Genomic DNA, 13707 nt, shown 5'->3' with positions numbered 1-13707 from the left:
TGAGCGATGATCCCGCCCGAACACAGCCCGGCCCCGGCGCCGGTCGCACCGCTCGCGGGGATTCTTGCCCCGCGGGTCCTCTGGGCCCTCGCCGCGATGCCGGGGCTCGTCTTCCTCGCGATCGTGCTGTCGCCGCCGATGAACCACGACGTGGCGGCGGTGCTCGACTTCGCACTGCGCTGGCGGCAGGGGGAGGTCCTCTATCGCGACCTCATCGACATGAATCCGCCGCTGATCTTCATCCTGACGCGCGGAGCCGTGGCGCTCCTGGCGCCGATCGGGATCGAGCCGCTCCAGGCCGTGATTTTCTCTGTCATCGCATTTTGCGCGCTCAACGCGGCCCTCGCGCTGTGGCTGTGGCGCGGGCTTCCCAAGGGACCGGCCGAAGCCGCCGCGGTCCTGATCGGCCTGCCGCTGATCCTGCTGACGGCCGGTTATGATTTCGGCCAGCGCGAGCACCTCATGCTGGCCGCCGCGCTGCCCTATCTCGTGCTTTCCGCGCGCCGGGCCGAGGGCGTGCCGACCTCGCGGGCGCTCTCGATCGCCGTCGCGCTGCTGGCGGCGACCTTCTTCGCGCTGAAGCCGCATTTCCTGGCGGTGCCCGCCTTGGTGGAGCTCTACGTGCTGTGGCGCGCCGGGCTGCGCGGCCTCCGCGATCCGGTGCCCTGGGCGATGGCGGCGCTCTGGGTCGCCTATCTGGCGCTGATCCACTTCGCCTTCCCGGATTACGAAGCCTTCGCCTTTCCGTTGGCCGTCGAATTCTATCACAGCGGCGCCAGCCTCGGCAGCGTGTTGCTGAACGAGCGGATGGCGCCGGCGCTGCTGGTCTTCCTGCCCGCCGCCGGACTGGCGCTGCTCCGTCCGCGCGGCCTTGCGCCGCCGCTGGCCCTGGCGGGGCTCGGCGCGATGGTCGCCGCGCTCGTGCAGATGCGCGGCTGGTCCTACCACGTCATGCCCTTCAAGCTGCTGGGCGGGCTGCTCGCCGCGCAGCTCGCGGGGCGCTGGCTGGATGCGAATCTTCCCGCGCCCACCCGCGTGGCGCCCGCCTTCGCCGCGCTCGCCGCGGGCTTCCTTGCCTTGCAGGGCGCGCTCAATTCCGAGACCTGGCGCGTGGTCGGCTTCGCCCGCTCCTGGCCCGGCGCCATCTCCGCCGAGATACGCCGCCAAGCCGAGGGTGGGCGCGTGCTGGTCCTCTCGCCCGACATCCACCCGGTCTTCCCCGCGCTGGACTACGCCCACGCGCTCTCGACCCTGCCGACGCTGAACAACTGGCTGGTCCAGGCCGCCAACCAGCAATGCCTGCCCAATGGCGCGCGCTACCGCGAACCCGCCGAAATGGGCCCGGGCGAGCGTCTCATCTGGGATGCCGTGACCCAGGGCATGGCCCGCAATCCGCCGGAGGCGCTGATGATCGCCCGCCACACGGCCATTCCCTTTTGCGGCCGCGACTTCGACTACCTCGACTATTACGGCCGCGACCCCGGCTTCGCCGCCGCCCTTCGCCGCTATCGCCAGACGGCGGATTTCGCCGGCTATCGCATCTTCCGCCGTGAGGACCCATGAGCAACTACCAGGACTTCGTCGGCCGCACCGAGACGCAGGAGGACCGGCTGGATCCCCGCCTTGTCGCGGGTCTGGCCGCCACCCTCGGCCTCGATGTGCCCAAGGAGGAGATCCCGCCGCTCTGGCATTGGATGCTCTTTCAGGACTGGCGCCGGCCCGAGGGCATCGGCACCGACGGCCATCCCCGGCGCGGCGGCTTCCTGCCGCCCGTGGACGACCTGCCGCGCCGCATGTGGGCCGGCGGGCGGCTGGAATTCACCTCCAACGCGCTGCGCGCCGATGATCTCGTGCGCCGCCGCTCGACCATCACGGCGGTGTCCGAGAAGTCCGGCGGCTCGGGCCGGCTCGTCTTCGTGACGGTCAAGCATGAGGTCAGCGGCCCCGCCGGCCCGGTACTCCATGAGGAGCAGGACATCGTCTATCGCGGCGGTGATGGCGCGGCCGTGCGCCCTGGCGAGGCCGCGGCGGACTTCGCCGCCGATGCGCGCCGCGATCTCCTGCCCGATCCGGTCATGCTGTTCCGTTATTCGGCGCTGACCGGCAACGGCCACCGCATCCATTACGACCGGCCCTATGCGACGGCGGAGGAGGGCTATCCCGGCCTTGTCGTCCATGGCCCGCTCCAGGCGACCCTGCTCGCGCAGACCATGCTGGATGCCGCGCCCGGCCTTCGCCTGATCCGCTTCGCCTTCCGCGGCCGCCGTCCGGCCTTCGCCGGCAATCCCCTGTCCGTCCTGGCCCGCATCGAGGGGGACAAGGCCCTGGCCGAGACCCGCGACGGCACGGACGCCATCTGCATGCAGGCCGAGGCCCTCCTTGGCTGAGCCACCCCTAGGACGCTCGACGAGCGGCGAGGCCGCGGTGCGCGGCCTCGCCATCGCATTGACCGGTTTCGTCATCATCACCCTGGCGGATGTCGCCGTGAAATACGCCCTGCCGACCGTGGGCGTCGCCGGCGCGCTGCTGTGGCGCGGCCTCGCGGGCGGCCTTTCCGTCGCGATCCTGTCGCGCGGGCGCGGGCTGATGCCGCGCAACACGAAGCTCATCCTGGCGCGATCGGCGCTCCACTGCTGCACCGCGATCCCCTGGTACATCATCTGGATGTCGGGCTACGGACTTGCGGATTCCTACGCCATCGCGGCCGTGGCGCCGCTGCTGATGACGCTGCTCGCCATCCCCATGCTGGGCGAACGCGTGGGCTGGCGCCGCTGGAGCTCCTGCGGGGTCGGCTTCCTGGGCGTTCTCGTCATGCTCCAGCCGGGCGGCGATCTCTGGCGCTGGGAGACCGGGCTGCTGCTCCTCGCCGTCTGCGGCATGGCGGTGAGCCGGATCTGGACGCGCGTGCTCGCCGCGACCGATACGCCCACCACCATCGCCTTCTGGCTGATGCTGATGCACGTCCCCTTCGGCCTCGCGGCCCTGCCCATCTCGGCCTTCTGGCCGGCCACGGGGCAGCCCGACCTCTTCCCGTCCTTCAACATGTTCCTGCTGCTCTGCTTCTTCGGGGCCTCCAACGCCATCGCCCATATGCTCTTCTCGCGCGGCTATGCGCTGGCGAGCGTGGCCACCCTCGCGCCGCTCGAATACACGCCGCTGCTCTGGGGCTTCGCGCTGGGCTTCTTCATCTTCGGCGAGATCCCCGCCTGGTCCACGCTGGGCGGTGCGGCGATCGTCATCTGCGCGGGCATCTACAATGTCCATCGCGAGCGCGTGCGCCGTGCCGAGGAAAGGGCAAAACGTGGCGCTGCGGCATGACGCGCGGCGCGGTGCGCTGCTCATGCTCGCCGCGACCGCGCTTTTCACCATCATGGGGGCGCTGATTAAGGAGATCGGCGACCGCATCCCCTTCGTCGAGATCATGTTCTTCCGCAGTCTCTTCGCGATGCCGGTCGTGCTCGCGATCGTCCTGCGCATGGGCAATCCGCAGCTCGCGACCAAGCGCTTGCCGGCGCATGTCCTCCGTGCCTGCACGGGCGCGACGGCGATGGCCTGCTCCTTCTTCTCGCTGACGGTGCTGCCCTTCGCCGAGCAGACGGCGCTCACCTATTCGACGCCGATCTTCGCGACCCTCCTGGCCATCCCCTTCCTCGGCGAGAAGGTGGGCATCCACCGCTTCAGCGCGGTCGGCCTGGGCTTCGTCGGCGTGCTGGTGATCGCGATGGGGCAGGGCGCCTTCGGGGGGCAGATCGATCCCTGGATCGCCTTCGGCATGGCGATGGCCACCATCCATGGCCTCTTCTCCGCCGCGAGCACGCTGCTGGTGCGCACCCTCTCGGGCACCGAGCGCTCCACCACCATCGTCATCTGGCAGTCGCTGCTGACCACCTTCATCACCGGGCTGGCGCTGCCCTTCGTCTGGGTCACGCCGGATTGGCAGGTCTTCCTGCTCCTGCTCGGCATCGGCGCCTTCGGCGGCGTGGCGCAGGTGATGCTGACGGAAGCCTATGCCTCGGCGCAGGTCTCCTCGCTCGGCGCCTATTCCTATACGGGCATCCTCTGGGCGGTGGTGCTCGGCTGGATCTTCTTCGGCGAGCGACCGGGCCTCGCGACCTTCCTGGGCGCGGGCTTGATCGTTCTCGCCGCCCTCTACATCCTGCGGCGGGAAATGATCCGCGCCGCCCAAAAGAAATCAGGAGTCCGTTCTTGAACATCCCCTTCCGGCGCGACGACGCGCTGCTGTCCGGCGAGGTCGAGACCATCGCGCCGGGCGTGCGCCGCCTCCTCTGCAACAACCCCAGCGCCTTCACCTTCCGCGGCACCAACACCTATCTGATCGGCACCGGCAGCAACGTCGCGGTACTTGATCCCGGCCCGGTGGACGAGGCGCATCTCGCCGCGATCCTCGCGGCCACCAGCGGCGAGACGATCACGCAGATCGTCGTGTCGCACACCCATCGCGACCACTCGCCCGGCGTGCAGCCTCTCAAGAAGATCACCGGCGCCACGACCTACGGCCACGGCCCGCATGTCACGCCCGGCGAGGGCGGCGACCACAGCTTCATCCCCGAGATCCGCCTGGCCGATGGCGAGACCGCCGAGATCGGCGGGCGTGCCGTCACCGCGATCTTCACCCCCGGCCATTGCGGCAACCATCTCTGCTTCGCGCTGGATGGCAGCGGCATTCTCTTCAGCGCCGACCATGTGATGGCCTGGTCCACCAGCGTCGTCAGCCCGCCCGACGGCAATATGCGCGCCTATATGAACAGCATCGGCAAGCTGCGCGCGCGCGAGGGCATCGACGAGCTCTACCTCCCCGGCCATGGCCCGAGCCTACCTGATCCCATGCCCTTCCTCGACGGGCTGGCGGCGCATCGGCTGAAGCGGGAGACCCGCATCGTCACGGCCCTGCGCGAGCACGGACCGGCCACGGTCGAAGCCCTGGTCGGCCCGGTCTATGGCCCGCTCGACCCGCGTCTCATCGCGGCGGCGGGACGGAGCATGCTGGCGCAGCTGTTCATGCTCGAGGAAGATGGCGCCGCGGCGCGCGAGGGCGACGCCTGGCGGTTGACCTGACGGCCTGCGGCTGGGAAGTCCTGGCCGGACTGGTCCTCAGAGACTGGGCCTTCAGGAACGCCGGCGCTCGGGCAGCCGGCTGTCCCGGCCCTGGATGCGGGTGAACTGGCGGCGGTCGCGATCTTCCGCCGGTGTCGCCAGCCAGGCCTCGAACTCGGCGAGAATCATCGCGGTGATCTTCGCGACCGGCTGCTCGTGCAGCTCCGTCAGCGCGAAGTAGCGGATTTCCTCCAGCTCGCCGGAGCCCTTGATCTCGCCCTTGGCGTGATGGGCTTCGGCGATCAGGAAGCGGGCATGAAAGCGCATCGGCCGGTCGGCGGGCGTGATGGCGCGCGTGAGGTAACTCAGCGGCGCGAAATCCGGGCGGAGCCGGTCGCCCTCCATTTCGCCGACAACCAGGCCCGCCTCCTCATGCAGCTCGCGCAAGGCGCAATAGGCGAGCGCCGTCGCGCGCGGCGGCGTCGCGCTGATCTCAAGCAGGCGCCGCGTCTCGGCCGGCAGGGGGGAGAGGGGCCTGGCGCGATGATCGTCCGGGTCCACGCGCCCCCCAGGAAAGACGAGCACGCCGGGCATGAAGCGCAGATTGTGATGCCGCCGTCCCATGAGGATCTCGATGCCGCGCGCGCCCTGACGCCAGAGGATCAGGCTTGCCGCGTCCCTCGGGCGGACCGCGCGGCGCGGCGCGAGACCGCCCGCATCGGCGCCGCCGGGATTGTCGTCCTGCCGCGGGCCAGGGGACATCGACGGGTCAGTCAAGCGCGAAGCCGCGCGACTTCAGCCACGCCCGGAAGCCCGCCCGCTCGGGCACGGAGAGCTGGCGCGCGACGTTCTCGGTCCAGCTGCAGCCCTCGGGCGCGGGGCCGTGGACTTCGGGGTAGCGCGGCTTGGCCTTCTCGCGCCGGGCGTCGTAGGCGGCGAGGGCTTCCACCTCGCCCTCGGTCGAATAGCGGTCGCGATGGATCACGACCGAGGGCGGCAGCCGTGCGCTCGGCGCGTTGCGCGAGGAGGGCCAGCCCAGGGTCAGCCCCGCGATGGGGAAGACGCCCTTGGGCAGCGAGAGCAGCGGCCCGACCTTCTCCAGGTGGTTGCGCACATAGCTGATGGGGCAGGTGCCCAGCCCGGCCGCTTCGGCGGCGGCGATGGTCATGCCCAGGGCCAGCGCGGAATCGACCGTCGCGTTGAGGAGGGTATCCAGATTGTCGTTCGCATGCTCACGCCCGGCACGCGCGGTGATGTCGCGGTTGCGGCGGATATCGGCGCAGAAGATGAGCAGGACGGGCGCATCCTTGATCCAGGGCATGCTGCCGATCCAATCGGTGATGGCCGCGATGCGCGCCTTGTCCTCGATCACGACGATGGAGAGCTGCTGCATGTCACTCTTGCTTGGCGCGGATTGCGCGGCGGCGAGGACGGTGGCGAGCAGTGGCTCGGGGATGGCGTCGGGCTTGTAGCGGCGTGTCACGCGGCGATCAAGGATCGCGGCCAAGGCCGGCGGGATATCGGCCGGCGGCTCGAAGGGGAGGTGGCCGAAGCGCGCCTCGATCAGGGGACGGGGATCGGTCATGCGCGCACCACCCAGGCATCGGCGACGGTGACGCCGCTCTCGTGAATCATCAGGGGATTGATCTCGGCCTCGGCGATGCCGGACATGGTGGCCAGCCGCGAGACGGCGACGATGGCCGCGACCAGCGCCTCCACATCGCCGCGCGGCAGGCCGCGCCAGCCCTCGATGACGCGCAAGGCGCGGACCTCGGCGATCATCTCGCGCGCACCGGCCTCGTCGATGGGGGCGAGGCGCAGCGCCACGTCGCGATGCAGCTCGGCCAGCACGCCGCCGGCGCCCAGCAGGACGATCGGACCCACGGAGGGATCACGCCGGAAGCCGAGAATGACCTCCGACAGCCCGCGCGACATGGGCTGCACCAGGAAGCCAGTGAGCCGCGCCTCGGGGGCGGCGACCTTCACGCGGGCCTCCATCTTCGCCGCGGCTTCGGCAAGTGCAGCGGCGTCGGGGATGTTGAGCGCGACGCCGCCGGCCTCGGTCTTATGGGCGATGTCGGGCGACAGGATCTTCAGCGCGACGGGGTAGCTCATCTCCTCCGGGGTATCCGCGACGTCGCCCATCCGCGCATAGGGTGTGTCGAGGCCCAGCGCTGAAAAGAGGTCGCGCGCATCACCCTCGTCGGGCGCCTCGGCCAGTTCGAAGAACGGCGGCACCGAGATGTCTGGCGCGACAGGCGTACGCCAGTCGAGATACGCACGCATGGCGTCGGCCAGACTCTCCGGCGTCCGGAAGGCGGGGATTCCGGCCTCGGCCAGCAGCCGCAGCGAGGCCTCGGCCTGGGGCACCAGGAAGGCGGCGACGAGCTTCTGACCGCCCACCGCGTCGCGCCCGCGCAGGATGCCGGCGACCGCATCGGCGGGGCGGAACTGCGCGGAGGAGCCGATGACGGGAATGACTGCATCCGTGTCCCGCGCGGCGGCGAGCGCGGTGATCGCGGCCTCGATGCGCTCGGGCTTGGTGCCGGCGAGCGTCATGTCGAGCAGGCGGCCATGCGCGTGCATGCCGACCGCTTCCAGCTTCTCGGTCGCGACGGCATCGGGCACGCGCGCCTCGACGCCCGCCACGCCCAGCGCGTCCACGGCCATCGCGCCGCCGCCGCCCGTGGTGGTGAGGACGGAGACGGCCCGGTGCGGCTTGCTCAACGGCTTGCGGCCAAGGACCAGCGCAGGGAGCTCGAGGAAACTCTCCAGCATGGTCGCGCGCAGGATGCCGTTGGCGCGGAAGAAGGCCTCGGCGGCGGCATCGCTGCCGGCCAGGGCGCCGGTGTGGCTGGTCGCCAGCTCCGCGCCGAAGCTGGAGCGGCCGAGCTTGTAGGCGATGATCGGCTTACCCGCGGCATGGGCGAGGCGCGCGGCCTCGGCGTAGTGCTCGGGCGCGCGGATCGCTTCCAGGAAGAGCATCACCGCGTCGACGCCGGGATCCTGCACCAGCATGGTGGCGATCTCGCCGGCGGTGAGGTCTGCCTCGTTGCCAGTGGCGATCATGTGGCTGAAGCCGAGCCCACGCGCGGCCCCGCGCCCCATGATGGCGCCGAGCATCGAGCCCGACTGGCTGACCAGCGCGAGGCGGCCGGGCGGCAGGGTTTCCGCCTCCAGCGACGCGTTCACGCTGGCCGCGATCTTCTGCGGGATATTGATGATGCCCATGGAATTGGGCCCGAGCAGCCGCAGCCCGACCGCCCTGGCGGCCGCGAGGCAGCGGTCCTGCCGCGCCTGGCCCTCGGGGCCGGCCTCGGCGAAGCCGTCGGCCAGGATGCAGGCCACCTTCGCGCCCTTGGCGGCGACGGCGGCGATCTGCGATTCCACCTGCTCCGTGCCGAGCAGGATATAGGCGAAGTCGATCTCGCCCGGGATGTCCTCGACGCGCGCATAGGCACGCTCGCCGAGCACCTCGGGCGCGCGCGGATTCACGGGATAGAGCGCGCCGGCATAGCCGTGCTTGCGCAGATAAATCTGAGCCCGCGCCGTGAGGCGCGCCGGATCACCCGACGCGCCGATCAGTGCAATGCTCGAAGGCGCGAGAAGCGCCTTCACGACAGGACCTCCACGACTCAGACGGGATCCCAGCTGAACACGTCGCCCGAGCGTTCCATCGGCACGAAGCTGGAACGGAAAGCCGGCAGCGCGATCTCGGCGATCTTCTCCGGCGTCCAGCCCGGCTCGCTGTGCACGGACTTGATCGGCCGGTTCTGGCTGAACAGGAACAGCTCGTGCATGCGCGGCGCGAAGATCTGGCCGGTGACCTCCTTCGCGGCCTCGGAGGCAAGGAACACCGCGAGCGGCGCGTTCTTCTCCGGGCCCATGCGCATGATGCGCTCGACGCGCGCCTTCTGCTCCGGCGTCTCGGCGGGGATCGAGCTCGTCATGCGCGACCAGGCGAAGGGCGCGAGGCAGTTGGAGCGCACGTTGTAGCGCTTCATGTCGAGCGCGATGGACTTCGACAGCGCGACGATGCCGAGCTTGGCGGCCGAGTAGTTCGCCTGGCCGAAATTGCCGATGAGGCCCGAGGTGCTCGTGATGTGGACGAAGCTGCCGCTTTCCTGCTTGCGGAAATGCTCGGCCGCCGCGCGGCTCACGAAGAACGTGCCGTTCAGGTGCACGTTGATGACCGAGAGCCACTCTTCCGGCGTCATGCGATGGAAGATCTGGTCGCGCAGGATGCCGGCGTTGTTGACCACGATGTCCACGCGGCCGAAGGCGTCGATCGCGGTCTGGACGATGGCCTTGGCCTTGTCCCACTCGGCGACGCTCTCGGTGCTGATGACGGCCTGGCCGCCCTTCTGCTCGATGATGGCCTTGGTCTGCTCGGCGGGGGTGGTGGAGAAGCCTTCGCCGCCCAGCGAGGCGCCGATGTCGTTGATGACGACCTTCGCGCCGGCCTCGGCCATGGCGATGGCGATCTCGCGCCCGATTCCGCCACCGGCTCCGGTGACGATGGCAACTTTATCCTTGAGCATCATGCGGTTGTTTCCTCCTACCGACTGGTCGGTAGGAAGCTAGAACGTGGCGGCTGCCGCGTGAAGGTAGGGGGCTGCCCCGGCCTAGCGGAGCGTCTGCAGGAAGGCCTCGAAAGCCTGGAGCGTCGGCTCGGAGACGTGATGCTCGATGCCTTCCGCATCCGTCTCGGCCACATCCTGCGGCACGCCGATCGCGACGAGCATATCGACGACGATCCGATGGCGGGCCCGCACCGTGCGCGCCAGGGCCATTCCGGCCTCGGTCAGGAAGACGCCGCGATAGGGCTTGCTATGCACCAGCCCCGCGAGCTTCAGGCGGTTGATCGTATTGCTGACGGTGGCGTGGCTTACCCCCAACCGGCGCGCGATATCCGCCGCGCGGGCCTCGCCGCCGGTGACGTGGAGATCGTCGATCAGCTCGACGTAGTCCTCCAGGAGGGAGCCTGCCCGCGCGGTCCGGGCCCGAAGGTGACGGGCGGCCTGGTCGGGCTCGGCCGGCAGGTCGGGGAGGGGGGCGGCGCGTGCTGAGCGTTTCCGGGGAGTGGTGGTCACCTCCACGCGGTAGCCGATGCAAGCCCCGGTCGTAAAGCTGGCTTTCAAGATTTAGCTGATGCGACGACGGGCATCGGCTTGACGGGTTGCCGGGCGTCGCCAATTATAGCCTAGACTACATTATGATCCGTGAGCGGCAATGTGTTGCCGCTACGGCAGGAGATTCCATGATCCGTCCCCACCCTCGCCGCGTGCTCCTGGGTGCCCTGCTGGCCGGCGCGACGGCAGCGTCCAGCCAGGCATCCACGCCGGGCGCGCCCAAGCGCGTGGTGGCCACCTTCACAGTCCTTGCGGACATGGCCCGCAACGTCGCGGGCGACGGTGCGATCGTCGAAAGCCTCACGCGGCCCGGCGCCGAGATTCACGACTACGACCCGACGCCGCAGGATGTCGTTCGCGCCCAGGCGGCCGATCTCGTCCTGTGGAACGGCCTGGGACTCGAACGCTGGTTCGAGCGCTTCTTCAGCCGCGTGAGCGGCGTCCGCCAGGCGGTGCTGACGGACGGCATCGCTCCCATCGGCATCGGTGCGGGGCCCTATCAGAATCTGCCGAACCCGCATGCGTGGATGTCGCCCAGCGTCGCGCTCGCCTATGTCGAGAACATCCGCAAGGCGCTCACGGAGCTCGACCCCGCCCGCGCGGCGCTCTTCGCCGCCAATGCCGCGAGCTATTCCGAGCGGATCCGCGCGGTGGATGCGACGCTGCGCGAAAGACTCGCCACCATCCCCGAGGAGCGGCGCGTCCTGGCCACGTGCGAGGGCGCCTTCAGCTATCTCACCCGCGACTACGGTCTGCGCGAGGCCTATCTCTGGCCGATCAACGCCGAGGACGAGGGCACGCCCCGGCAGGTGCGCGCCCTGATCGACACCTTGCGCCGCACCCGCCCGCCCGCCGTCTTCTGCGAGAGCACGGTGAATGACCGCCCGATGCGCCAGGTGGCCCGCGAGGCGCGCACGCGTTTCGGCGGCGTGCTGCATGTTGACAGCCTGACCGGGCAGGACGGCCCCGCCCCCAGTTATCTGCGGCTGATCGAGACCAATGCCGACACCATCCTGCAGGCCTTCGGCGCCGGCGAGGCGTCGCGCTGATGGCGCAGGGGCGGCTGCTGGACCTCTCGGTCGAGGCGGTCTCGGTCGTCTATCCCAATGGCCAGACGGCGCTGCGCGATGCGAGCTTCCGCCTGGAGGGCGGCAGCATCTGCGCGCTGGTGGGGGTGAACGGCGCGGGCAAGTCCACGCTCTTCAAGGCCATCATGGGCCTCGTCCGTCCGGGCGCCGGCCAGGTCCGGATCGGCGGCGCGCCGGTCGAGGCCGCCCTGCGCGGCAATCGTGTCGCCTATGTCCCGCAAAGCGAGGAGGTGGATTGGAGCTTCCCGGTCCGCGTTCGCGACGTGGTGATGATGGGCCGCTACGGGCATATGAGCATTCTTCGCCTCCCTCGCGCGGCGGATCGCGAGGCGGTCGCCACGGCGCTGGGCCGGGTAGGGCTTTCCGACCTCGCCGACCGGCAGATCGGGGAACTCTCCGGCGGTCAGCGCAAGCGCGTCTTCCTGGCCCGCGCGATGGCGCAGGGCGCGGAGATCCTGCTGCTCGACGAGCCCTTCACGGGCGTGGACGCGACGACGGAGCAGACGATCATCGGCTTGCTGCGCACCTTCCGGGAGGAGGGGCGCATCGTCCTCGTCTCCACCCATGACCTCGCGAGCATCCCGCAATTCTGCGACCAGGTGGTGCTGGTGAACCGGACCGTGCTGGCTGCCGGCGCCACGGAGAAGGTCTTCACCCAGGGCAATCTGCGGCTGGCCTTCGGGGATGCGCTCCGCGCCCCGAACCACTTCGCCCTGCCTGAGCCGGTGGAGCAGCCCGCCTGATGTCCGAGGAACTGCTCGTTCCCTTCCTCTACGACTACATGCTGCGCGCGATGGGGATCAGCGCGCTGGTCGGGGCCGTGGCGGGGCTGCTCTCCTGCTATGTCGTGCTCAAGGGCTGGTCGCTGATGGGCGACGCTCTGAGCCACGCGGTCGTGCCGGGGGTCGTGCTGGCCTGGCTTGGCGGAATTCCCTTCGCCATCGGCGCCTTTGCATCGGGAATGCTGGCGGCGGCCGCCATGGCGGGGCTGCGGGGGCGGACGCCGCTGCGGGAGGATGTCGTGATCGGCGTCGTCTTCACCTCCTTCTTCGGGGCGGGGCTTTTCCTTCTCTCGATCTTTCCCTCGAACGTCCGGCTGCAGACCATCCTCTTCGGCAATGTGCTGGGGATCGCCGACGGCGACATCCTGCAGATGGCGATCATCTCGGTGCTGGTGGCCCTGACCCTGGCGGTGAAGGGGCGCGACCTCATGCTGTCCCTCTTCGACCCGGTGCAATTGGCCGCCGTCGGTGGAAGCCCGGCCGCCATGCGCCTGCTTCTGCTGACCCTGCTGGCCGCGACGGCGGTGGCCGGGCTGCAGGCGGTCGGCGCGGTGCTGGTGATCGGCATGCTCGTCACGCCCGGGGCCACCGCTTATCTGCTGACGGATCGGTTTGGCCGCATGGCCGCCATCGCCACCACGATCGGGGCCACGACGGGGCTGTTGGGCGCCTATGGCAGCTATTTCCTCGATGGCTCCACCGGCGGGGTGATCGTCGTCTCGCAGGCGGTATTCTTTCTGGTCGTGCTGATCTCGGCGCCGCGGCATGGCGTCCTGGCGACCCGACGCGCGGCGCGCAGGGCGCTTTCCGCATGATGGCGCTGATCGAGCCCTGGACCCACGGCTTCATGCTCCAGGCGCTGCTGGTGGGGCTGATGGTGGCGGTGCTTTCGGCCACGCTTTCCTGCTTCGTCGTGCTCAAGGGTTGGTCGCTGATGGGCGATGCGGTCAGCCACGCCATCCTTCCGGGCGTGGTGGGGGCCTATCTGCTGGGGCTGCCGCTGGTGCTGGGCGCCTTCCTGGCCGGGCTGGCCTGCGCCGTCGCCGCCGGCAGCATCCGCGCCGTGAGCCGCGTGAAGGAAGATGCGGCTATGGGCGTGGTGTTCAGCGGCATGTTCGCGCTCGGCCTCGTCATGCTGACGCAGGTTCGCTCGGACATGCATCTGTCGCATGTGCTGTTCGGCAGCATCCTGGGCATCGAGGCCGAGGATTTCTGGCAGGTCCTGACCATTAGCGGCATCGCCCTGGCGATCCTGGCCGTGCGGGGCAGGGATCTGGTTCTCTTCTGCTTCGATCCGAGCCAGGCGCGGGCCATCGGGCTGCGCGTGGAGCGCCTGCGCTTCCTGCTCCTGATCGTGCTCGCGGCCAGCATCGTGGCGGCGGTTCAGGCGGTGGGGGTTATCCTCGTCGTGGCGCTGTTGATCACTCCCGGCGCGATCGGGCTGCTGCTGACGGTGAGGTTTGGCCGGATGCTGCTGATCGCGACCGGGGCGGCCTGTATCGCGGTGATCGCCGGCATTCAGATGAGCTTCATGCTCGATGCCTCGACGGCGGGCTCGATCGTCGTGGTGCTGTCGGGCCTCTTCGTGATGGCCCTGCTGCTCTCCCCCCGCTACGGCCTGCTGCGGGCGCGCGGCTGAGGTTCGTCGCT

Annotated in this window: 14 protein-coding genes; 9 read left to right on the top strand and 5 right to left on the bottom strand. The window is 69.8% G+C overall.

Going from position 1 to position 13707, the window contains the following annotated elements:
• Window positions 1-6: 6 nt before the first annotated feature.
• From ACO057_RS07630 to ACO057_RS07610, 5 genes are read left to right on the top strand one after another with little or no spacing between them, the layout of a single operon-like run.
• A complete protein-coding gene (locus tag ACO057_RS07630; protein WP_421990248.1) occupies window positions 7-1563 on the top strand; it encodes a hypothetical protein in 1557 nt (518 codons plus the stop codon).
• Complete coding sequence (locus ACO057_RS07625) at window positions 1560-2387, top strand: FAS1-like dehydratase domain-containing protein (protein WP_421990246.1); 828 nt, start codon at window positions 1560-1562, stop codon at window positions 2385-2387. Before ACO057_RS07630 ends, ACO057_RS07625 begins: the two co-directional genes overlap by 4 nt.
• The gene (locus tag ACO057_RS07620; RefSeq protein WP_421990244.1) at window positions 2380-3318 is read left to right on the top strand and encodes a DMT family transporter; all 939 of its coding nucleotides are present in this window, start codon (window positions 2380-2382) and stop codon (window positions 3316-3318) included. Before ACO057_RS07625 ends, ACO057_RS07620 begins: the two co-directional genes overlap by 8 nt.
• Window positions 3302-4210 (top strand): DMT family transporter, encoded by a 909-nt coding sequence (locus tag ACO057_RS07615; protein ID WP_421990242.1) that lies wholly within the window; start codon window positions 3302-3304, stop codon window positions 4208-4210. The genes ACO057_RS07620 and ACO057_RS07615 overlap by 17 nt, the downstream gene beginning before the upstream one ends.
• Complete coding sequence (locus tag ACO057_RS07610; protein WP_421990240.1) at window positions 4207-5076, top strand: MBL fold metallo-hydrolase; 870 nt, start codon at window positions 4207-4209, stop codon at window positions 5074-5076. The genes ACO057_RS07615 and ACO057_RS07610 overlap by 4 nt, the downstream gene beginning before the upstream one ends.
• 51 nt (window positions 5077-5127) lie before the next feature.
• Here ACO057_RS07610 and ACO057_RS07605 read toward each other — a convergent pair whose 3' ends face one another.
• The 5 genes from ACO057_RS07605 to mntR all read right to left on the bottom strand — a co-directional run bounded on the left by ACO057_RS07605 (window position 5128) and on the right by mntR (window position 10148).
• Window positions 5128-5817 carry an NUDIX hydrolase gene (locus ACO057_RS07605; protein WP_421990238.1) on the bottom strand — a complete coding sequence of 230 codons (690 nt, stop codon included), beginning with the start codon at window positions 5815-5817 and terminating at the stop codon, window positions 5128-5130.
• 7 nt (window positions 5818-5824) lie between these two features.
• A complete protein-coding gene (locus ACO057_RS07600) occupies window positions 5825-6640 on the bottom strand; it encodes a nitroreductase family protein (RefSeq protein WP_421990236.1) in 816 nt (271 codons plus the stop codon).
• A complete protein-coding gene (locus tag ACO057_RS07595) occupies window positions 6637-8673 on the bottom strand; it encodes an acetate--CoA ligase family protein (RefSeq protein WP_421990234.1) in 2037 nt (678 codons plus the stop codon). The genes ACO057_RS07600 and ACO057_RS07595 overlap by 4 nt, the downstream gene beginning before the upstream one ends.
• 17 nt (window positions 8674-8690) lie before the next feature.
• On the bottom strand, window positions 8691-9599 hold the full coding sequence (locus ACO057_RS07590; protein ID WP_421990232.1) for an SDR family NAD(P)-dependent oxidoreductase: 909 nt from the start codon (window positions 9597-9599) through the stop codon (window positions 8691-8693).
• An 81-nt stretch (window positions 9600-9680) separates the two neighbouring features.
• Window positions 9681-10148 (bottom strand): manganese-binding transcriptional regulator MntR, encoded by a 468-nt coding sequence (gene mntR, locus ACO057_RS07585; protein ID WP_421990612.1) that lies wholly within the window; start codon window positions 10146-10148, stop codon window positions 9681-9683.
• A gap of 167 nt (window positions 10149-10315) precedes the next feature.
• Between mntR and ACO057_RS07580 the strand changes: the two genes are divergently transcribed.
• Genes ACO057_RS07580 through ACO057_RS07565 form a run of 4 tightly spaced genes read left to right on the top strand, consistent with a single transcriptional unit; the run spans window position 10316 to window position 13696 of the window.
• Window positions 10316-11236, top strand: a complete 921-nt coding sequence (locus tag ACO057_RS07580; RefSeq protein WP_421990230.1) for a metal ABC transporter substrate-binding protein — start codon at window positions 10316-10318, stop codon at window positions 11234-11236.
• A complete protein-coding gene (locus ACO057_RS07575) occupies window positions 11236-12018 on the top strand; it encodes a metal ABC transporter ATP-binding protein (protein WP_421990228.1) in 783 nt (260 codons plus the stop codon). The genes ACO057_RS07580 and ACO057_RS07575 overlap by 1 nt, the downstream gene beginning before the upstream one ends.
• Window positions 12018-12872: a metal ABC transporter permease gene (locus ACO057_RS07570; RefSeq protein ID WP_421990226.1), complete on the top strand. Its 855-nt coding sequence runs from the start codon at window positions 12018-12020 to the stop codon at window positions 12870-12872. Before ACO057_RS07575 ends, ACO057_RS07570 begins: the two co-directional genes overlap by 1 nt.
• Window positions 12869-13696, top strand: coding sequence for a metal ABC transporter permease (locus ACO057_RS07565; protein ID WP_421990224.1), 828 nt, complete (start codon window positions 12869-12871; stop codon window positions 13694-13696). Before ACO057_RS07570 ends, ACO057_RS07565 begins: the two co-directional genes overlap by 4 nt.
• The last annotated feature ends 11 nt before the right edge of the window (window positions 13697-13707 follow it).

This window comes from Roseococcus sp. (assembly GCF_965227005.1).
Classification (GTDB): domain Bacteria; phylum Pseudomonadota; class Alphaproteobacteria; order Acetobacterales; family Acetobacteraceae; genus Roseococcus.
This window is presented reverse-complemented; position numbering and strand designations above follow the sequence as displayed.